The following is a 20,542-nucleotide window of genomic DNA, read 5'->3' as shown; positions in this document are numbered from 1 at the left end:
AAGGCGCACAACGGATGTCTGAAGCCACGAAGAAGCGCAGGGTACTGCTCAAGCTCTCCGGAGAGTCGTTCGGGGCGGGGTCTCTGGGCGTCAACCCCGACGTCGTTTCGAATATCGCCCGTGAGATCGCCGAGGCCGCCAAGACCGTCGAGATCGCGATCGTTGTCGGTGGAGGCAACTTCTTCCGTGGGGCTGAGCTGTCCCAGCGCGGCATGGACCGCGGTCGCGCCGACTACATGGGCATGCTCGGCACCGTGATGAACGCCCTCGCCCTCCAGGACTTCCTCGAGCAGGCCGGCGCCGAAACACGGGTGCAGTCGGCGATCTCCATGACGCAGGTTGCTGAGCCTTATATCCCGCGGCGCGCGGAGCGTCACCTCGAGAAGGGCCGGGTCGTGATCTTCGGCGCAGGGGCAGGGCTGCCGTACTTCTCGACCGACACCGTCGCTGCCCAGCGCGCGCTCGAAATCGGCGCAGACATTGTGCTTCTCGCGAAGAACGGCGTGGACGGCGTCTACACCGCTGACCCGAAGGTCGACACCAGTGCGACTCGCATCGACCACATCACGTACCAGGAAGCCCTCCAAAAGGGACTCAAGGTGGTCGACTCGACGGCGTTCAGCCTCTGCATGGACAACGCGATGCCCATGCAGGTGTTCGGCATGGCGCCGCAGGGCAATGTCACCAAGGCCATCCTCGGCGATGGCATCGGAACGCTCGTCTCCAACTGACCCGCCGGTCTCCGGCCGACCTCGAGTCCTCCGCCTAGAATGGAGGACGACTACACGCAACAAGAAGGAGTCGCACGTGATTGCCGAAGTTCTCTCAGACGTAACAACCCGAATGGGAAAAGCGGTCGAGGTCGCGAAGGAGGACTTCGCCACCGTACGAACGGGGCGTGCAAACCCCCAGATGTTCCAGAAGATCCTCGTGAACTACTACGGCACACCGACTCCTCTCGATCAGCTCGCGTCGCTCAACAACACCGAGGCACGCACGATCATCGTCAGCCCGTACGACAAGACCGCGCTCAAGGACATCGAGCAGGCCATCCGCGACGTGCCGAACCTCGGCGCAAACCCCACCAACGACGGCACCATCGTCCGGGTCACTCTTCCGGAGCTCACGCAGGAGCGTCGCAAGGAGTACGTCAAGATCGTGCGTACCAAGGGCGAGGACGCCAAGGTTGCCGTCCGCAACATCCGACGCAAGGGTAAGGACGACCTCGACGCGCTCAAGAGCGAGGTCGGCGATGACGACGTGGCGAGGGCCGAAAAGGAACTCGAGCAGGTCACGAAGACCCACATCGATGCCATCGACGAGGCTCTGAAGCGCAAAGAGACCGAACTGCTCGAGATTTAGGGCGCCAGTGGCTTCTCGAACGACGGTGACGGTATGACCGAACCCGGTGACGAAACAAGGGGACGGGCCCCTCGGTCGAAGCGTGTGTCGCGAGACGAGCTTCAGGCTCAGTTGAGGGCGCGTCGGGCGGAACTCGAACGCCAGGTGCGATCGACGCGGGCGCAGATCGACCAGGTCAACGAACGGATCGAGGCGCGTGCTGGCCGGAATCTCCTGCTGGCTACGGTCTTCGGCCTTGCACTCGGCCTGATCATGATCGCGAGCCTGATTTTCGTGAAGGCGATCTTCGTTGTGTTCTGCGGCGTCGTTATGGCGTTCACCATCTTTGAGCTGGTTCGTGCGCTCCGCGAGAGCGGCAGGCGCATCGACATCATCCCCGCAGTCATCTCTGGCGTGACCATCCTGGCCGTGAGCTTCCTGGCGGAGCCGGCCTGGCGCTGGATAGCTCTCGCCGGGGCAGTGGTCTTCGTTGTGCTGTGGCGCCTGGTGGCGCGGCTCTTCGAGGCGGACAAGCGATCGGCGAGGAACGTTCTGCGTGACCTTGTGACCGGAATATTCGTCCAGCTCTACGTTCCCTTCCTCGCGAGCTTCGCCGTCATCCTCGTCGCCCAGCCCGAGGGGCAGTGGTGGACTCTCGCGTTCCTGATCCTCGTGATCTCGGTGGACATCGGCGCATACGCAAGTGGACTTTCATTTGGCAAGCACCCGATGGCGCCGAAGATCAGCCCGAAGAAGACCTGGGAAGGGTTTGCCGGTGCCGGCGTCGCCGCGGTCGTGGTGGGCACCGTGCTCGCCATCTTTATGCTGCACGTTCCCTGGTGGGTCGGTGTGATCTTCGGGCTGGCCCTTCTCGGCACCGCAACGCTCGGCGACCTGACCGAATCTCTGATCAAGCGGGACATCGGCATCAAGGACATCAGCTCGTGGCTGCCCGGGCACGGGGGCTTCCTCGACAGGATCGATTCGATGCTGCCATCCGCACCGCTTGCCCTCCTGATGTACACGCTCTTCAGCGTGACCGGGATCACTGCATAGTGCTCGCGCGTTATGCACGCGGGCGCCGGTGCTGAGAGGATGAACGGGTGAGCACGACTTTTCCTCAGGCTGCCAAGCGCACAAAGGGTTACAACCCTTCGCAGGTCGATGCCTTTCTGGCGAAGGCCAGGGAAGCGTACGACGCCGACGAGCACGACGGCGAAGCGCTGACAGCAGCCGATATCAGGCACACGTCTTTCTCGCTCGTCCGCGGCGGATACTCGACAAGTCACGTCGATGCCGCGCTTGAACGCCTCGAGGATGCTTTTGCACTCCGCGAGAGGGAGCGCGCCCTGGCGTCCGAGGGTAAGGGCGCGTGGCTCAGCGCCGCACGGGAGACAGCACAGGTGATCCTCAACCGGATCACGCGTGAGCCTGGACATCGCTTCCAGCGCACGAGTGCCCTCGCTCAGGGGTACCACGTTGACGATGTCGACGCTCTGTGCGACGCCCTGACCGAGTACTTCGAGCGTGGTGTGCCGTTCAACACCGACGCCGTAAGGACAGCGGTGTTCCGTGCCCAGCGGGGTGGATACCGCGAAGCACAGGTCGATCTGCTGCTCGACAGTGTGGTCGATGTGATGCTCGCTGTCCGGTGAATCGCGATTCAAACTCGCGGTGAGCCCCGTTCTGGGCTAAAATCGAAAAATCGTGGCTAAACATCCTGTGAAACTCGAGTCCTCCGTACCTGCTCCCCGAGTCGGGCGGGCCTTTGAGAGACCCCGGTCCCGCAGTCCGTTCACGCTGTTCTTCTTCTCGTTCGTCGCCGCGGTTTCGGTCGTAGCCGTCAACGTCGTCGACCCGTACTCGGGAGCAACAGCGTCGCCATACTTCCAGGTCGCTGACCGGTACGACGGGGAGAGCACTCAGACGCTTGCCGTCGCCGGCGCTTACCAGACCACGTTCACGCGCGACGGTTACGAGTTCGTCGCCGCGCCGATCCCCGAACCGGTCGTCGTCGAAGAACCCGAAGAGACCGAAGAGACCGAAGACGCAAAATCGGATGCCAAGGCGACCGCACCGGGCAAAAAGCCGGCTGCACCGCTTCCCAAGGTCAACGCTGACCCGGGTTCCGCACAGGCAATCGCGCACGACATGGTGCTTGCGCGTGGCTGGGGCGAGGACCAGTTCTCCTGCCTCGTTGCGCTGTGGAAGAAGGAATCTGGCTGGCGCGTCAACGCGGAAAACAAGTCAAGCGGTGCGTACGGTATCCCTCAGGCGCTTCCAGGCAGCAAGATGTCCAGCGCGGGCAGCGACTGGGCAACTAACCCTGCAACGCAGATCACCTGGGGACTTGGCTACATTTCCGGTCGCTACGGCACCCCGTGCGGCGCGTGGGGCCACTCGCAGGCCAAGAACTGGTACTAGTCACAGCGTCCGCCGACCGGCGGAAGCGGTGCCTGGACTGAACCCATGCCACGAAGCAACCGTCCGAAGCGGCGGCCAGGCGGACCGTCGACAGGTGAGGGCGATTCCCTCGAACACCTGCTCTCGGGCTGGAAGCGCACGGAGTCCCGTCGTGGTCGGGAGTTCTTCGTCCAGCCGGTCAGCGCCGAACGCGCCGTCAAGGAATACCTCTGCCCGGGCTGTGGGCTTGGCATCAAGCCATCGGTGCCGCACCTCGTCATCTGGCGGGCCGACGGCGTCCTGGGGGATGAGGCTGACCTTGCTGCCAGGCGCCACTGGCACACTCACTGCTGGCGAATCGGCTGAACGGAACCCATGACCCACATCGAGGTGCGCGGCGGCACCGTACTGCCCGCCGTGCGTGAAGAAATCACGTTGACCACGGATGACGGGCTCACCCTCGTCGGCGAGCTCGCTGTCCCCGCCGACCGGCCACCGGTCGCGACACTGGTCACGCTCCATCCGCTGCCGACCGCTGGCGGTTTCATGGACTCCCATATCCTCCGGAAGGCTGCGGCCAGACTTCCCGCCATGGCCGATCTCGCCGTGCTCAGGTTCAACACGCGGGGTACCAGCTCCGAGCGGGGGACAAGCGACGGCGAGTTCGGCGACGGAGTCACGGAGGAACTGGATCTCAGGGCGGCCATGGACTTCGTCACCGCCAGGGGACTGCCCCGGCCCTGGCTCGTCGGCTGGTCATTCGGAACCGAGATCATCATCAAGTACGGCAGGGACCACCCGGTGGATGGCGTCATCCTGTTGTCGCCGCCGCTTCACCGTGCGACACAGGCTGAGCTTGACGCATGGCGGGACGACCCCCGCACCGTGATCGCCGTAATTCCTGAATTCGACGACTATCTCCGCCCCGATGAGGCGACAGCGCGGTTCTCCGGCGTTCCGAACGCCGTGCTGATCGCGGTCGAGGGCGGAAAGCACCTGTGGGTTGGTGAGACGCAAACCCGCCGCGTGCTCACCGAGATCGTCAAGGCTGTGAACCCCGCAGCGCTTCCGCTCCCTAACGAGTGGGACGTCGCCGAGGCCTGAGTCCCGCTCGCGGTGAGCGAGTGCTCATGCGGCGATTGTCCCGCGGCGCTCGTACCGTGGCTACCGCTCGTTCTGACTCACAGCTCGTTCTGGCGTGGAATGACCACCTGTTTGATGATCAGCAGTATCGAGGCTGCTGTCGGGATAGCGATGAGCGCGCCGAGAAGCCCAAGCAGAGAACCACCGGCGAGTGCGGCGATCACGACGACCGCGCCCGGCACACTGACCGCACGCCTCATAATGTTCGGGCTGAGGATATAGGCCTCAACCTGCATGTAGATCAGGTAGTAGATCGCGGCAACGAGAGCGGTCAGCGGTGAGCCGAGTCCGGGGATCAGGCAGACGAGCGTGATGATAATCGAACCGGTCAGCGTGCCGACGAGCGGAATCATCGAGAAGAAAAATGCGACGCACGCGAGCACCGGCGGGAACGGACCCTTGATGACCGACAGGAAGATAAAGGTCAGGATGCCGCTGCACGCGGCGATTCCGACCTGACCGATGACATAACGGCCGACCGAGTCGGTGATCTGCTCGGCGAGGTCAGCGAAGCGCTCGCGCCTGGTCGCCGGAACCAGCTGGTAGAGGCCCCGCTTGATGGCCGGCAGGGATGCGGTGAAATAAATCGTCAGGATAAGGACGATGAGGGCGCCGAAGAGGCCGGTCCCGATGGCGACAGCGAACTTGATGGCACCGCTGCCGATGTTGGTGATGTTCGAGGTCAGGAAATCGCCGGCGTCCGTAATGATCTTCTGAAAGTCGATGAAGGGGAACTGCTCAGAGAGGTTGTCGACGAGCGGATACTCCTGAAACTGCGTCTGCAGATCGGGAATGATTCTGATGAGCTCGGAGATCTGGTCGACGATGATGGGGACCACCATCCAGACCAGGCCGGCGAAGAGCGCGAGCAAGCCGACGATGACAACGATGAGGGCACTCCACCGCGGAACCCTCTTCTTCTCGAGCCAGGTGATGATCGGGTCGAGTCCGAGCGCGATGAAGATCGCGGCACCGATGTACGTGAGAATCGTCTGCAGCGTGACGATTGAGAGGATGATGAGAAGGCCGAGACCGACGCCGAGGGTACCGATGAGGCCGAACCGGAACGGGTTCTGAATCTTCACGTGGGTACCATCGCGGTGAACATTTCATCATCGTAGTGGTCGGGCGCCGAGGTGTGCGATGCCCCAGTCGCTGCTAGGTGCCTCTCAGGGATCTCGGCTAGTCTGAAACGTCTGTGCCTGTTGCTTCCGGCCCGATGCTGACCATAATTCGAGCGAAAATGCCCGTGCGGTTGCAGCAGAGAAGGAGATTTAGTGCGATTCGTACTCGCTATTCTGGCGTTCGTGGTTGCCGCGACCATGATTGTGCTCGGCATCGCCCAGCGCACCGTGTTCCTTGGCCCATCCACCTATGGCATTGAGACCAGTGTGGACAGCGAACTTCCGTACACCGTGATCGACGGAGACGTCCTGGTATCCGAGGAAGGTCAGCAGTCGCTGACGGTCTCCGGAAGCGACACGGTTTTCGTGTCGTACGGCCGGACGGCCGACGTACTCGCGTGGCTTGGAGGCGCGTCGTACAACGAACTCACCCTTGACGAGGAGAGCGGTGAACTCGTCGACGCAGTTGTCGAGCCTGAGCCCGCAGACACCCCACAGGAGCAGGACGGTGAACTCACTCCCGATCAGGTCACCGCGCAGATGGAGCTCGACGACCCGCGAGGCTCCGACCTCTGGCTCGCGGAGCACTCGGAAGAGGGCGCAGTCGTCACAACGATCAACGTGCCGGAAGACATCAGCGTTCTGATCGCCTCGAACGGAACAGACCCTGCTCCGTCCAACGTCGAAATTTCGTGGCCGCTCGACAATGCGACCCCGTGGGCCGGCCCCCTCATTGCCGGCGGCATCCTTCTTCTCATTGCCGGTCTCGTGCTGTACCTGCTCGGCATCAACCACATGCGAAAGAGCCGTGGGCCTCGCCGGAAGGGCATCACAGCCGGACCCGGGATGGAGAAAATGCCCAAAGTGCCGAAGCCATCACGTTACAAGTCAGACAAGAGGCACGGAAGCGCCCCCCGCCGCCAGCGGGCACCGAAGAGGACGATGGTTGCCCTTATCCCGGTCGCTCTCGTCTCCTCGCTCGCCCTCAGCGGTTGCTCCGCCGGGTACTGGCCGGATCTTTCATCCGACTCGACTCCGTCAGCAACACCGACGGAGGAGATTGAACTCGAGGCCGAGGACCAGCCGGCTCCAGCCGTGACGACGCCCCAGCTCGAGCGCATTACCGCCCGCATCTCGACTACCGCGACGGAAGCGGACGAGACGCTCAATGCCGATCTCGCTGCCACCCGGTTCGTCGGTCCTGCGCTCGACGAGCGCAAGGCCAACTACCTGATTCGCGCGAAGATCCCCGAGTACGCGTCGGCACCCTCGATTCCGTCCTCGCCTGGCGGACTCACCCTCCCGCAGGCGACCGACACCTGGCCGCGCACGGTCATGACCGTTGTCCAGGACGAGGAGAACCCGACGGCAGCGCCGACCGCGGTGGTTCTCGTGCAGGCGAGCCCGCGTGAGAACTACCACGTCGAATACGCTGTGCGCCTTGAGCCGCAGGCCGAGATCCCCGAGGTGGCCCCCGCGACCATCGGCGCCGCCCAGTTGCCGCCGGACTCTGCATTCCTTCTTCTGCCCCCAAACAAGCTGGCCGCGGCATACGCCGATGTCATCACGAACGGGGACAACAGCGAATTCACATCCCTGTTCAGCGGCGACGCCGACACGCTCAGGGGAGTGATCGCCGCTGACCGCGAGGCAAAGAAGGCTGCTCTGCCGACGACCGCATCGATCGAGTTCTCCGTCGCGGCGGGCAGCGCACCGGCGCTCGCGCTTGCGACCAACGACTCAGGAGCCCTCGTCTCCGTCAATATCGCCGAGAACGAGGTCGTCAAACCACTCGAGGTCGGTGCAAAGATTAAGACGACAGGTGCGGTGTCCGCGCTGAGTGGAATCACAGAAACGGAGAAGGGCGTGCAATCGACCTACGGTGACCAGCTTTTGTTCTATGTTCCCCCGGCCGGGAGCACCGACCAGATCAGGTTGCTCGGCTTCAGCCAGAGCCTGACGGCCGCGGTGCAGCTGCCGTGAGCGGGGTCCAGCCAGGGCCGTCGCCCCTGAACAGTGCGGCACTCCGCGGTGCTGTCGACCTGTCGAGCCTCGTGAACCGTCCAGCGCCCGGAACCGCGGCGCCCGCAGCGCCAGGTGCCCCCGTCGCGGCTCAGGGCGAAGGGGGCGGCGTGAACGTTCCCGCGCTCGTGCTCGACGGCACCGACGTGAACTTCGCCCAGTTCCTCGAAATTTCTCAGCAGGTTCCCGTCATCGTCGACCTGTGGGCCGAATGGTGCGGACCGTGCAAGCAGCTGTCGCCGGTGCTCGAGAAGCTCACCGCCGAGTATGGAGGACGCCTCCTTCTCGTCAAGGTCGACGTCGATGCGAACCCGCAGCTGGCGCAGGCGTTCCAGGCACAGTCGATCCCGGCAGTCGTCGCGCTCATCGGTGGTCGCCCGCTGCAGCTGTTCACCGGCGCCATTCCCGAGCAGCAGGTCCGCGCGATCTTCGAGCAGGTGCTCCAGGCAGCAGAACAGACGGGCGTCAGCTCTGTCGCCGTTGTTGCCGGCGAGCCGGTCGAGGAAGCCGAGCCCGTTGAGCCCCCGCTTCCGCCTCTGCACGCCGAGGCGTACGACGCGATCGAGGCGGGGGACTACCCGCGCGCGATGGCCGCATACTCGAAGGCGATCGCTCAAAACCCCCTCGACAAGATGGCCGTCGCCGGTCTGGCTCAGGTAAGCCTGCTTCACCGGCTCAACGGCAAGACGATCGAAGAGATCCGCTCCGCGGGCGCCGCGCAACCCAATGATCTGGACGCGCAGCTCGATGTGGCGGACCTTGACCTGTCTGGAGGCCACGTCGAGGATGCTTTCGATCGGCTTCTCACCCTCTTTGAGGCAGCGGGACCCGAGGACCGCACGATCATTCGTACGCGGTTGCTCGACCTGTTCGAGGTCGTCGGTGTGACCGACCCGCGTGTCGGTCAGGCCAGGGCACGTCTGACGAACCTGCTCTACTAAGCCGGCTCCAGTAGTCGGCTACAGAGCCAGCCTCACCGAGAACACCCGTTCCGGTCGAGTTCACCCGTTATAACGGGTGTTCTCGACCGGGGCGGGTGTTTTCGCGTGGGGGCCACGCACTGCATCGGCAGCGTGGGCCGGCGGCTGGGGCGTGCTTCTTCAGCGCGAGCGCATCAGTTCCGGTCGAGAACATCCCGCGGAAGTGGTGCTTTCGACCGCAAGTGATGCTCTCGCGGCGCCGAGCCCAACGACAACGCGCCCCGCGCCGGTCACGGGGACCAGCGCGAGGCGCGATGCAGGGGCTCAGGGGCCTAGCGGCGCAGGCGCAGCCAGATGCTCCCGAGCGGAGGCAGTGTCACCTCGGCGGAGGCGGGACGCCCCGCCCACGGGGTGTCCGTGGCCGTGACGGAACCCATGTTGCCGACTCCGGAGCCGCCGAAGGCCGTGGCATCCGTGTTGAGCAGTTCTTCCCACTCGCCGGCTTCGGGCAGCCCGACCCGGTAAGGGCCGACGGGAGCGCCGGAGAAGTTCAGCAGCACGGCAATGGCATTGCCGTCGTGGTCGCGGCGCAGGAACGACAGCACGCTGTGCTCGGCGTCGCCACCATCGATGAGCTCGAACCCTTCAGGGTCGCTGTCGCGCGCCCAGAGTGCCGGGTTCTCCTTGTAGACGGCGTTGAGCTGCCCGACGAGGTTGAACAGGCCCTGGTGCGCAGGCTGGTCGAGAATCCACCAGTCGAGACCGCGTGCCTCAGACCATTCGGACGGCTGGCCGAACTCCTGTCCCATGAACAGCAGCTGCTTGCCCGGGTGCGCCCACATGAAGGCGAGGAACACACGAACGTTCGCGAGCTTCTGCCAGTGGTCTCCCGGCATCCGGGTCAGGAGGGATCCCTTGCCGTGCACGACCTCGTCGTGGCTGATCGGCAGGAGGAAGTTCTCGCTGAACGCATAGACGAAGGTGAACGTCAGCTCGCCATGGTGGTACTGGCGGTACATCGGGTCTTCCTTCATGTACTGGAGGGTGTCGTTCATCCAGCCCATGTTCCACTTGATGCCGAAGCCCAGTCCGCCAGCCGACGTCGGCCTGGTGACTCCCGGCCAGCTCGTCGACTCCTCGGCGATCATCACGATGCCGGGGTTGCGCTTGTACGCCGTCGCATTCGCCTCCTGGAGCAGGCTGATGGCGTGGAGGTTCTCGCGGCCACCGTGCTCATTGGGCACCCACTGGCCCTCTTCCCTCGAGTAGTCGAGGTAGAGCATCGATGCAACGGCGTCGACGCGAAGACCGTCGACGTGGAACTCCTCCAGCCAGTACAGCGCGTTTGCAACGAGGAAGTTGCGCACCTGGCTGTCGCCGAAGTTGAAGATATACGTGCCCCAGTCCTTGTGCTCGCCGAGGCGCGGATCCGAGTGCTCGTAGAGAGCCTGTCCGTCGAAGCGGCCGAGCGCCCACTCGTCGGTGGCGAAGTGTCCTGGAACCCAGTCCATCAGTACGCCGATGCCGGCCTGGTGCAGCTGGTCGATCAGGTACTTGAGGTCGTCGGGGTGGCCGAAGCGGCTCGTCGGCGCGTAGTAGCCGCTGATCTGGTAGCCCCACGATCCGCCGTACGGGTGCTCAGCCAGCGGCATGAACTCTACGTGGGTGTAGCCGAGCGCGCGAATGTACTCGATTAATGGCTCGGCAACTTCGCGGTAGCCGAGGCCTGGGCGCCATGAGCCGAGGTGCATCTCGTAGATGCTCATCGGCCCGTCCTGCGGGTTTGTGCCCGCGCGACGCTCGAGCCACGCTGAGTCGTTCCAGGTGTGCGTCGATTCACCGACGACGGATGCCGTGAGCGGCGGGATCTCCGTAAACCTGGCCATCGGGTCTGCGCGCTGCACCCACTCACCGTTCGCGGTCAGAATCTCGAACTTGTACTTCGCGCCGGCAGCAACGTCAGGGACGAAGAGTTCCCAGACGCCGGTCGGCCCCATGGTGCGCATGGCGTGGGACAGGCCGTGCCAGCCGTTGAACTCGCCGATGACCCGGACGGCGCGAGCGTGCGGTGCCCACACGGTGAACGCTGTTCCCTCGACGGGGTCGCCGTAGGCGGAGTGGGTCGTGAGGCGGGCACCGAGTGCGTGCCACAGCTCCTCGTGCCTGCCCTCACCGATGAGGTGAAGGTCGAGTTCGCCGATCGTCGGCGGGAAGCGGTACGGGTCGTCTGAGGTCCATGCCCCGCCGTCCTCGTACGTTGCGCGCACACGGTAATCGGCGAAGCCGTTGGAGTGCGTGCCTGCCCAGATGCCGCCGTAGAGGTGCTCGAGCTGCACCTCTTCTCCATCGGAGAGGATCGCGGTGACGGATGACGCGAACGGCCGAAGGACGCGGATGACCGACTCAGAGCCGAACGTGTGCTGTCCAAGGACCGCGTGCGGGTCGCGGTAAGCACCGGCAGAGACCGCCTCAAGGACGTCGGTCTCGGGGACCGGAACCGGCGCGGCAGCCCGGGTCGCGACATCGGCACCGGCATCGGCCTTGGGCGGCACAACGTCAGCGGTCGATGGCGTGGGTGTGCCCGTGACGGCATCGGGCTTCGGCGGGGTGGCATCCGCCTTCGACGTGCTGGCGTCCGATTTCGGTGGTGTGGCATCCGTCGTCGACGGGGTATCCGCGTTCAGCGGGTTCCGGGTTGCAGGCGCCGAGGTGACCGGGGTCGTCGGCGCCGCCTGACGTTCGGGCGTCGCCGGTGTTGCCGGTGTTGCGGGCGTCTTCGGCGTTACCGGGGGGACCGGCGTCTTCGGTGTCGGCGTGTTCGGGTCTGTCACTTGTTGAGCTCCTCAACGTGGAAAATGTGTACCGGTTCGACAAAGGCGTCGAGTCGGACAAAGTTGTCGGTTCCCCATTCCCAGGCGTTGCCCGTGATGAGGTCGGTGACGCGGAACGGCGTTCCCGGCGCGATGCCGAATGCCGTCGTGTCGAGGTGCACCATGGTCTCCCGCACCGAGTGCGGATCGACATTGGCGACAACGAGGATCGTGTCGGCGGCACCGGACGGTGTGAAAGCACCGTCGAGGTGCTTGCTGTACACGAGGATGGAATCGTCGTTGCTCGAGTGCAGGGTGAGGTTCCGCAGCTGCTGCAGCGCAGGGTGCGCCCGGCGGATTTTGTTCAGCATCCCGATGTAGACCGAGAGCGATTTTCCTGCCGCATCGGCTGCGTCGAAGTCGCGAGGCTTGTACTCGTACTTCTCGTTGTCGATGTTCTCCTCTGAGCCGGGCCGCGCGACGTTCTCGAACAGCTCGAATCCGGAGTAGACGCCCCAGGTCGGAGCGGCGGTCGCGGCGAGGGCAGCGCGGATGGTGAACGCGGCCGGTCCGCCGAACTGGAGGTACTCGGTGAGGATGTCCGGCGTGTTCACGAAGAGGTTGGGGCGCAGGAAGTCGGCGGTCTCGCTGGAGATGCTCGTGAAGAACTCCTCGAGTTCTTCCTTCGTGTTGCGCCACGTGAAGTACGTGTAGCTCTGCTGGAACCCGACACGGGCGAGCGCCTGCATCATCGCCGGGCGGGTGAACGCCTCCGCGAGGAAGACGACATCCGGGCTCTCGGCGTTGACCGTCGCGATCAGCCACTCCCAGAACTCGACGGGCTTGGTGTGCGGGTTGTCGACGCGGAAGATCTTCACGCCGAGCGAAATCCAGTAACGGACGATGCGGAGGACTTCGGCGCGGATGCCCTCGGGGTCGTTGTCGAAGTTGACCGGGTAGATGTCCTGGTACTTCTTCGGCGGGTTCTCCGCGTACGCGATTGATCCGTCGGGCAGAGTCGTGAACCACTCGGGGTGAGTGGTCACCCAGGGGTGGTCTGGCGAGGCCTGGAGCGCGAGGTCGATGGCGATCTCGAGATTGTGACGCGCTGCCTGCTTGATGAACCAGGTGAAGTCGTCGACGGTGCCGAGGTCAGGGTGGATGGCGTCGTGTCCGCCCGCGGGCGATCCGATGGCCCACGGCGAACCCGGGTCGTGCTCACCCGGGGTGAGTGAGTTGTTGGGGCCCTTGCGGAACGACGTGCCGATGGGGTGGATCGGGGGCAGGTAGACGACATCGAACCCCATGTCGGCGACGGGTCCAAGGCGGTTGGCGGCGGTCCTGAACGTGCCAGACTGCCACGAGCCGTCCTCGCGCTGCTTCGCGCCTTCCGAGCGGGGGAAGAACTCGTACCAGGAACCGAGTCCGGCCCTGGAACGCTCCACCCGGATCTCGGCGGTCTCCGATTCGCTCGCAATGCCGCTGATCGGGCGAACCTTGACGATGCGTTCGATCTCCGGGTCGGAGAGCACAGCAAACCGCGCAGCGTCATCGATCGAGGTGTCGAGCAGGAGCTCAGCCGCCCTGGCGAGTGCATCGCGCTCGCGCACCGGGCGGTTCTTGTCTTTCGCAGCACCGACGAGCAACTCGGCACCCATGGTGTACATGAGCTCGACGTCGATGCCGGCGGGAATCTTGATCTCGGCGTTGTGCTGCCAGGTCGCCCACTCATCGGCGTAGGCACGTACGCGGAACGTCCACGTTCCCTGCGCGGTGACCTGCGCAAGTGCGGAGTAGTCGTCGAGTCCGACGGTTACGAGATGCATCGGATGCCGTGTCGTGCGCCCGGAAGGATCGGTGAGCAACAGCTCCACCCCGATGCTGTCGTGACCTTCGCGGAACGCCGTTGCCTCGAACGGTATGACTTCGCCGACGAAGCCTCGTGCCGGCCACCGGCCACACGAGACGACAGGGGAGACTCCGAGAACGGGGATGCGTCCGATCCGGGACACGGGAGCTATGGATTTAACGTCTGCTGCAGTCGGGGCTGTCGCCGCCGCCGCGCTGGATACTTTCTTCGCCACACCCCCGACCGTACCGCGAATACGCGATCGACGAGGAGCCTTGACCAAACCGCCACGAGCTAATAGGGCCGACCGCTAACGCCACACGTGCCCGCGCGCCTAGGCTGAACGCGTGAAGGCTATTCGACGATTTACCGTACGTCCGGCACTGCCAGAGCGGCTCGCCGCGCTCGAAGCGCTCGTGGGAAACCTGCGCTGGGCATGGCATCTGCCCACGCAACAGTTGTTCTCCGAGATCTCGCCGGGAGCGTGGCGGGATTACCAGCATGATCCGATGAGCCTGTTCGGAGAGATCAGCCAGGATCGCATCGACGAACTGGCCGCAGACGACGCGTTCGTGCACCGGGCGAACACGCTCAGGGACGATCTTGAGCGGTACCTGCACGAGCCGCGCTGGTACCAGGAGCTCGAGGGAGAAAAGCCTGGACTGATCGCCTACTTCTCGCCTGAGTACGGCATCGCCGCCGCACTGCCGCAGTATTCGGGCGGACTGGGCATCCTTGCGGGCGACCACCTCAAGAGCGCGTCCGACCTTGGCGTGCCGCTCGTTGCCGTCGGACTCTTCTACCGGGCGGGTTACTTCAGCCAGTCCCTGTCGCCTGACGGCTGGCAGCAGGAGACGTATCCGGTTCTCGACCCTGACGGCCTCCCGCTGCGGGTGCTGCGCCAGCCGGACTCGAGCCCCGTTGTGATCACCCTGAGCCTCCCCGACGATCGGGTCCTGAGCGCTCGGGTCTGGGTCGCCGCGGTTGGACGGGTGACACTGCTGCTGCTCGACACAGACATTCCGGAGAACACCGACGACCTCAGCCGGGTTACCGACCGTCTGTACGGCGGTTCAGAGGAGCACAGGCTGCAGCAGGAACTCCTCCTGGGCATCGGCGGCGTGCGAGCCATCCGTGCCTGGACCGAGCAGACCGGAGTCGGTCAGCCCGATGTGTTCCACAGCAACGAGGGACACGCCGGTTTCCTCGGGCTCGAGCGTATCGGCGACCTGATTCGTGGCGGTCTCAGCTTCGACGAAGCCCTCCAGACCGTTCGGGCCGGAACGGTCTTCACCACTCACACCCCTGTCCCTGCCGGCATTGACAGGTTTTCCTCAGATCTGGTGAGGCTCTACTTCGACGCCGATCTTCTTCCCGGAGTATCGGTCGATGACATCCTCGCGCTCGGGAGCGAAACCGGAGCGCCGGGTGGCGCGTTCAACATGGCCGTCATGGGTCTTCGCCTCGCGCAGCGTGCCAATGGAGTGTCGAAGCTGCACGGCTCGGTGAGCCGCGGCATGTTCTCGTCGCTCTGGCCCGGATTCGACGCGAACGATGTGCCGATTACGTCGATCACCAACGGTGTCCACGCACCGAGCTGGACATCACCCGAACTCACGGCGCTCGCCGAGGCGACCTGGGGTAACCCGGAGACCGCGCACGCCGACTGGACCAGCCCCCAGCTGTCGACCTCCGCCCTGTGGGAAACCCGAAACGTCATGAGAGCGGAACTGGTCGCCGACGCACGACGCCGGGTGACCAGGGCGTGGAACGAGCAGAACCCGGGAGGGCTCGCACCGAACTGGCTTTCAACGATCCTCGACCCCGATGTGCTCACCATCGGTTTTGCGAGGCGGGTGCCGACCTACAAGCGGCTCACCCTCATGCTCCATGACACCGACCGGCTGAAGCGGCTCCTCACCGACCCCGACCGCCCGGTGCAGATCGTCATCGCTGGCAAGTCTCACCCCGCAGACGAAGAGGGAAAACGGCTGATCCAGAAGGTCGTCGAATTCGCGAGCGACCCCGAGGTGCGCCAGCGCATCGTGTTCCTCCCCGACTACGACATCTCGATGGCGCAAAAGCTTTACCCGGGCACAGACATCTGGCTCAATAATCCGCTTCGGCCGTTCGAGGCATGCGGGACGAGCGGGATGAAAGCGGCACTCAATGGAACGCTCAACCTGTCGATTCTCGACGGCTGGTGGGACGAGTTCTTCGACGGCGAGAACGGCTGGGCAATCCCGTCCGCCGCGACAACGGATCCGGTCGAGCGGGACCGGCTCGAGGCAAACGCCATGTACGAATTGATCGAGCACCAGATCGCCCCGTTGTTCTACGAGAGGAATGAGTCGGGTGACCCCGAGCGCTGGCTCGGACACGTGAGGCACACCCTTGCGACCCTGTCTCCACGGCTCACCGCGGACCGCATGGTGCGGCAGTACGTCGCTGAACTCTACGTCCCCGCGTATTCGAGCCAGGCTGTTCTTCGCCACGATGGCTATCGTGCCGCGAGGGCGCTCGCCGAATGGAAACGACGCGTCACCGCGGCGTGGCCAGACGTCAGCATCGTTCACGTGGAATCCGGCGGACTCGACGCGACACCCCAGGTGGGCGACGAGCTGCGGCTTCGTGCGACGGTTCGCCTCGGCACGCTCTCCCCAGACGACGTCGCCGTACAGGTCGTCTACGGCCAGAGCAGGACCGGGGACGACGAGCTTCACGACACTCGCACCCAGGACCTCGAGATCGAGCTCGACCCGGACAGGTCGACTGACCAGTCGGAGGGCACGAGCCTTTTCACGGGGTCGGTACGGCTCAGGCGGCCAGGCGGCTTTGGCTACAGTGTTCGGATCGTGCCGAAGAACGACCTGCTCGCGAGCCCGGCAGAACTCGGCTTGATCAGTACCGCCAGCTAGGTCCGGGCAATCGCCCTGTACTCACCGTGCGTGACGGAGACCAGGTCGTCTGGGGCGAGTTCAATGTCGAACCCTCGCCGCCCGCCCGAGACGAAAACCGTCTCATGGGTGGCGGCGGACGCGTCAATCACCGTGGCGAGTCGTGTCTTCTGGCCGATCGGACTGATTCCGCCGACGACGTAACCGGTCTTGCGTTCGGCGAGCCGGGGATCGGCCATCGCGGCCTTCTTGCCCCCGACGGCAGCGGCGAGCGCTTTGAGGTCGAGTTGAGCGGCGACGGGAACGACGGCGACAACGAGAGAACCGTCGACGTCTGCGAGCAGCGTCTTGAAAACCCGCGTCGGTGGAACCCCGAGCGCGGTGGCCGCTTCGAGGCCGTACCCGGCGGCTGCGGGGTCATGCTCATACGGATGCGGCGCGAATGGGATGCCCCTGGCGAGAAGCATCGCCGTCGCCGGCGTCTGTGCTGATTTCTCCTTGCGGGCCACGGTGTCTCCTTGCGTCGCGTTTGCGGGCCAGTGTCTCCCGGGCCAGTGTCTCCCGGGCAGTGTCTCCCGGCCAGTGTCTCCGGCGCCAGTGTCAGCGTCAGCCGTGGCTTTCGTCGCTCTCTCCGCCGCCGTCGTCGGAGACCGCGAGGAACAGTTGCATCGATGTGGGTGCGATCTCGATTCTGTCTCCTGGTGCCGAGCCGACGGCATCCATCACCGGTGTTTCATCGTTGCTTCGCCAGAGAAGTTCGTACCGCGAGACTCCCGGATGCCGGGGGAGTGTCACCGTGATCCCGTCTTCCACCCCGTGGATGATGAGGAGTATCCGGTTGAAGTCTTCGAACTCCGGCGTCGAGGACGCCACGTACTGCAGCGTGCGGTTGCGTGCGCTCTCCCAGTCGTGGCCGCTCATGGTGTTGCCCGATGCGTCGTACCAGTCCATCTGGTTCGCGCTCGGGATCACCTCTCCTGAGCGTCCGAATCGCGTCGGCCGCAGCGCCGGATTCTGCCGCCTGAGTTCGATGAGTCTCTTCGAGTGCTCGAACAGGTTGCGTTGCCACCCATCGACAGGAGAGCCGAGCCAGGTCAGCTCGGAGTCGTGGCAGTACGCGTTGTTGTTTCCCCGCTGGGTGCGCCCGAACTCGTCACCGGCCGTGATCATCGGGATGCCGGCCGACAGCAGCAGGGTTCCGAGCAGGTTGCGCATGGCCTTTCTGCGCGTCTCGAGAATCGTCACGTCGGCGGTCGGCCCCTCGGCACCGTGGTTGAACGACCGGTTGTTGTCAGTCCCGTCACGGTTCGATTCACCGTTGCCGATGTTGTGTTTGATGTCGTACGACACGAGGTCGGCGAGGGTGAACCCGTCGTGGGCGGTGATGAAGTTGACCGACGCGAGCGGGCCGCGGTCGGGTGAGAAGGTGTTGCTTGACCCGGCCAGTCGCGTCGCGAAGCCACCGATGCCGACCGGTGCCTGGCTCGCCCTCCGCGCGTAGTCGATGTCGGAGAGCCAGAAGTTGCGGGCGCGGTCACGGTATCTGTCGTTCCACTCGCTCCAGCCGCGGGGGAAGTGCCCCGTCTGCCAACCGCCGGCGCCGACATCCCACGGCTCCGCGATCATCTTCACGCCTGCGAGGGCCGGGTCGGTGATGATGTCGTTGATCAGTTCAGACCCAGCGGAGAACTCGTGGTTCGCCTCCCGCCCGAGCGTCACGGCGAGGTCGAAGCGGAAACCGTCGATCTGCAGGTCGTTTGCCCAGTATTTGAGCGAATCAAGGACCAGCTGACGCGCGGCGGGATGGGCGGTGTTCACACTGTTGCCGCAGCCCGTGACATCGATGTAGGTGCCGTCAGCGGTCTGCCGGTAGTAGGCGTCGTTGTCGATTCCGCGAAGGCTCGTTGTCGGACCCTTCCTGCCCTCCTCCGCCGTGTGGTTGTACACAACATCGAGGATGACCTCGATGCCGGCCTCGTGCAGAAGCCTGACCATGCCCTTGAACTCACGGAGGATGGCATCCGGTCCTTCAGCCTGTGCTGCCTTGGACGCGTATGGCGGATGCGGGGTGAAGAAGTTGAGGGTGTTGTAGCCCCAGTAGTTGACGAGGCCCTGCCTGACGAGCCGTTGCTCGGAGGTGAACGCGTGAACGGGGAGGAGTTCGACGCTCGTGACGCCGAGGTCCTTCAGGTACCCGATCGTCGCGGGGTGCGCGATGCCGGCGTAGCTTCCCCGAAGGTGCTCCGGTATCGAGGTATTGAGCTTGGAGATACCCCGGGCGTGCGCCTCGTAGATCACCGTGGTGTCGAGGGGGACCTTCGGCTTCTCCACTCCGCCCCAGTCGAAAGTGCCGTCGACGACGACGGAGCGGTACTGACCGGGAGCGATCCGGACGAGGCCCTTCGAGTACGGCTCGATGAGAAGCGTCGATGGGTCGAAGGCGTGAGTCGGGCCATCGGGGCCGGTGGCGCGCACCGCGTATCGCGTTCCGGCTTTCAGCGATCGTGACCGAACAGACCACACGTCGGAGTCTCCACGTTCGAGCGGCACGGTCTTGGTGACCCAGGTGGGATCCTTGGGGTCGAACAGCACGAGCTCGAGCTGCTGGGCAGAGGCGGACCACACCCTGAGCTCTCCACCGTGCGAGGTCAGGTGCACTCCGAGGGAGCGCGGTGCGCCGGCAGAAGTCATGCGACCTAGAGTAGTTGGGTACGGGTTTCGTACGTGAATCGTCACCAGGAGGGAGAACCCATGGTTGTCTACCTCGACCACGCGGCGACCACGCCGATGCTCCCCGAGGCCATCGACGCATACACCGATGCCATGCGCCAGGTCGGTAACCCTGCCTCCATTCACTCGCAGGGACAGTCCGCGAAACAGATGCTCGAGGAAGCCAGGGAGGTCATTGCGCGATCCCTGGGTTGTGACCCCATCGAGGTCGTGCTGACCTCGGGTGGGACGGAGTCCATCAACCTCGCGCTCAAGGGCATTTACTGGAAGCGCAACGCCGACGCACAACGCCCGGTCATTCTCGCCCCCGGCGGGGAGCACCACGCCACCATCGACACACTGGAGTGGCTCCAGGCACACGAGGGCGCGTCGATCGAGTGGCTTCCGCTCGACGACAACGGCTGGCTCTCACCCGCCGTCGTCGAGCGTGCGCTCACCGAATACGGTGACCGGGTCGCTCTCCTCACCCTGCTCTGGGCGAACAACGAGGTGGGGACCATTCAGCCCGTCACCGATATCGCGGCGCTCGCCGCGGCATCCGGAGTGCCGATGCACGTCGACGCCGTCGCGGCATACGGATACCTTCCCGTTGACTTCGGAGCGGTTCGGCGCGCGTCAGGCAGCACGGGCGACACCGGACTCGTTGCGCTCAGCGTCTCTGCGCACAAGATCGGCGGACCCGTGGGCATCGGCGCCCTCGTCGTTTCGCGGTCGGCGCACGTCGAACCGCTGCTGCACGGCGGAGGCCAGCAGCGCCAGGTCCGTTCCGGGACCCAGGACGTCGCAGGGGCTGTGTCGTTCGCCGTTGCGGCGCGCGCGGCAGGCGAACGACTCGCCAGCGAAGCCGACCGTCTCACCGCTCTGCGGGACCGGCTGATCGCCGGCATCCTCAACGCTGTCCCGTCGGCGAAGCTCAACGGGCCGACAGGGGCAGGACGGCTGCCGGGCAACGCGCACTTCGCCTTCCCTGGGTGCGAGGGCGACTCGCTGCTCTTTCTGCTCGACATGGCGGGGGTGTCGGTCTCGACCGGATCAGCCTGCCAGGCCGGCATCCCCGAGCCGTCACACGTGCTGAGGGCGATGGGTCGCGACGAACTCGAGGCTCGGGGTGCACTCCGCGTTACGCTCGGGCACTCGACGACGGAATCAGACATCGATGCCCTCCTCGCCGCCGTCCCTGCGGCATACGCCCAGGCCGCGCGCGCGGGACTGTCCGACCGTAAGACCGTGCTCGGCGCGTAGGGCCGCCTCGCCGCCTTCCGCAGGGCGCCGCGTCTGGCAGCCCGAAGGCCGTATCCAGACG

16 protein-coding genes are annotated in these 20,542 nt (G+C 64.9%); 11 read left to right on the top strand and 5 right to left on the bottom strand.

Going from position 1 to position 20,542, the window contains the following annotated elements:
- Window positions 1–14 precede the first annotated feature (14 nt).
- The 7 genes from pyrH (at window position 15) to C3E77_RS08860 (ending at window position 4,848) form a co-directional block, all read left to right on the top strand.
- Window positions 15–731, top strand: coding sequence for a UMP kinase (gene pyrH, locus C3E77_RS08890; RefSeq protein WP_108391310.1), 717 nt, complete (start codon window positions 15–17; stop codon window positions 729–731).
- Window positions 732–807: 76 nt separating this feature from the next.
- Window positions 808–1,362, top strand: coding sequence for a ribosome recycling factor (frr, locus tag C3E77_RS08885; RefSeq protein ID WP_108391309.1), 555 nt, complete (start codon window positions 808–810; stop codon window positions 1,360–1,362).
- Window positions 1,363–1,395: 33 nt separating this feature from the next.
- A complete protein-coding gene (locus tag C3E77_RS08880; protein WP_108391308.1) occupies window positions 1,396–2,397 on the top strand; it encodes a phosphatidate cytidylyltransferase in 1,002 nt (333 codons plus the stop codon).
- A gap of 47 nt (window positions 2,398–2,444) precedes the next feature.
- A complete protein-coding gene (locus tag C3E77_RS08875; protein ID WP_108391307.1) occupies window positions 2,445–2,996 on the top strand; it encodes a DivIVA domain-containing protein in 552 nt (183 codons plus the stop codon).
- A 52-nt stretch (window positions 2,997–3,048) separates the two neighbouring features.
- A complete protein-coding gene (locus tag C3E77_RS08870; RefSeq protein ID WP_108391306.1) occupies window positions 3,049–3,765 on the top strand; it encodes an aggregation-promoting factor C-terminal-like domain-containing protein in 717 nt (238 codons plus the stop codon).
- Between the two features lie 45 nt (window positions 3,766–3,810).
- The gene (locus C3E77_RS08865; RefSeq protein ID WP_108391305.1) at window positions 3,811–4,110 is read left to right on the top strand and encodes an Rv1322 family protein; all 300 of its coding nucleotides are present in this window, start codon (window positions 3,811–3,813) and stop codon (window positions 4,108–4,110) included.
- Window positions 4,111–4,119: 9 nt separating this feature from the next.
- Entirely contained in the window at window positions 4,120–4,848 is a 729-nt protein-coding gene (locus tag C3E77_RS08860; protein ID WP_162924960.1) for an alpha/beta hydrolase, read from the top strand.
- A 77-nt stretch (window positions 4,849–4,925) separates the two neighbouring features.
- On the opposite strand, the gene C3E77_RS08855 is transcribed toward C3E77_RS08860, so the two are convergent.
- On the bottom strand, window positions 4,926–5,972 hold the full coding sequence (locus tag C3E77_RS08855) for an AI-2E family transporter (RefSeq protein ID WP_108391304.1): 1,047 nt from the start codon (window positions 5,970–5,972) through the stop codon (window positions 4,926–4,928).
- Between the two features lie 192 nt (window positions 5,973–6,164).
- Here C3E77_RS08855 and C3E77_RS08850 point away from each other — a divergent pair, with 192 nt between their 5' ends.
- Both C3E77_RS08850 and C3E77_RS08845 read left to right on the top strand, forming a co-directional pair.
- Window positions 6,165–7,994 (top strand): DUF8094 domain-containing protein, encoded by a 1,830-nt coding sequence (locus tag C3E77_RS08850; protein ID WP_108391303.1) that lies wholly within the window; start codon window positions 6,165–6,167, stop codon window positions 7,992–7,994.
- Entirely contained in the window at window positions 7,991–8,974 is a 984-nt protein-coding gene (locus C3E77_RS08845) for a tetratricopeptide repeat protein (RefSeq protein WP_198412132.1), read from the top strand. The genes C3E77_RS08850 and C3E77_RS08845 overlap by 4 nt, the downstream gene beginning before the upstream one ends.
- Before the next feature lie 311 nt (window positions 8,975–9,285).
- Here C3E77_RS08845 and glgB read toward each other — a convergent pair whose 3' ends face one another.
- On the bottom strand, window positions 9,286–11,505 hold the full coding sequence (gene glgB / locus C3E77_RS08840) for a 1,4-alpha-glucan branching protein GlgB (RefSeq protein ID WP_234031351.1): 2,220 nt from the start codon (window positions 11,503–11,505) through the stop codon (window positions 9,286–9,288).
- A gap of 275 nt (window positions 11,506–11,780) precedes the next feature.
- Window positions 11,781–13,847, bottom strand: coding sequence for an alpha-1,4-glucan--maltose-1-phosphate maltosyltransferase (locus tag C3E77_RS08835; RefSeq protein WP_418288040.1), 2,067 nt, complete (start codon window positions 13,845–13,847; stop codon window positions 11,781–11,783).
- Window positions 13,848–13,959: 112 nt separating this feature from the next.
- Here C3E77_RS08835 and glgP point away from each other — a divergent pair, with 112 nt between their 5' ends.
- Window positions 13,960–16,530: an alpha-glucan family phosphorylase gene (gene glgP / locus C3E77_RS08830; protein WP_108391301.1), complete on the top strand. Its 2,571-nt coding sequence runs from the start codon at window positions 13,960–13,962 to the stop codon at window positions 16,528–16,530.
- Here the strand turns inward: glgP and ybaK are convergent.
- Window positions 16,527–17,018: a Cys-tRNA(Pro) deacylase gene (gene ybaK / locus C3E77_RS08825; protein WP_108391300.1), complete on the bottom strand. Its 492-nt coding sequence runs from the start codon at window positions 17,016–17,018 to the stop codon at window positions 16,527–16,529. The genes glgP and ybaK overlap by 4 nt on opposite strands.
- 97 nt (window positions 17,019–17,115) lie before the next feature.
- Window positions 17,116–19,200, bottom strand: coding sequence for a glycogen debranching protein GlgX (glgX, locus tag C3E77_RS08820; RefSeq protein ID WP_108391299.1), 2,085 nt, complete (start codon window positions 19,198–19,200; stop codon window positions 17,116–17,118).
- Between the two features lie 60 nt (window positions 19,201–19,260).
- Between glgX and C3E77_RS08815 the strand changes: the two genes are divergently transcribed.
- A complete protein-coding gene (locus C3E77_RS08815; RefSeq protein WP_108391298.1) occupies window positions 19,261–20,481 on the top strand; it encodes a cysteine desulfurase family protein in 1,221 nt (406 codons plus the stop codon).
- Window positions 20,482–20,542: the final 61 nt, after the last annotated feature.

Origin of the sequence: Mycetocola zhujimingii, from assembly GCF_003065425.1 — a bacterium.
In the GTDB taxonomy this organism is placed as follows: domain Bacteria; phylum Actinomycetota; class Actinomycetes; order Actinomycetales; family Microbacteriaceae; genus Mycetocola_A; species Mycetocola_A zhujimingii.
Note: the sequence above shows the minus strand (reverse complement) of the source record. Positions and strands in the feature narration are given on the sequence as shown.

What these genes read in the sequence shown, in the direction of transcription:
- pyrH (WP_108391310.1), top strand. Translation starts at nt 15, where the DNA reads ATGTCTGAAGCCACGAAGAAGCGCAGGGTACTGCTCAAGCTCTCCGGA.
- C3E77_RS08880 (WP_108391308.1), top strand. Translation starts at nt 1,396, where the DNA reads ATGACCGAACCCGGTGACGAAACAAGGGGACGGGCCCCTCGGTCGAAG.
- C3E77_RS08865 (WP_108391305.1), top strand. Translation starts at nt 3,811, where the DNA reads ATGCCACGAAGCAACCGTCCGAAGCGGCGGCCAGGCGGACCGTCGACA.
- C3E77_RS08860 (WP_162924960.1), top strand. Translation starts at nt 4,120, where the DNA reads ATGACCCACATCGAGGTGCGCGGCGGCACCGTACTGCCCGCCGTGCGT.
- glgX (WP_108391299.1), bottom strand. Translation starts at nt 19,200, where the DNA reads ATGACTTCTGCCGGCGCACCGCGCTCCCTCGGAGTGCACCTGACCTCG.
- C3E77_RS08815 (WP_108391298.1), top strand. Translation starts at nt 19,261, where the DNA reads ATGGTTGTCTACCTCGACCACGCGGCGACCACGCCGATGCTCCCCGAG.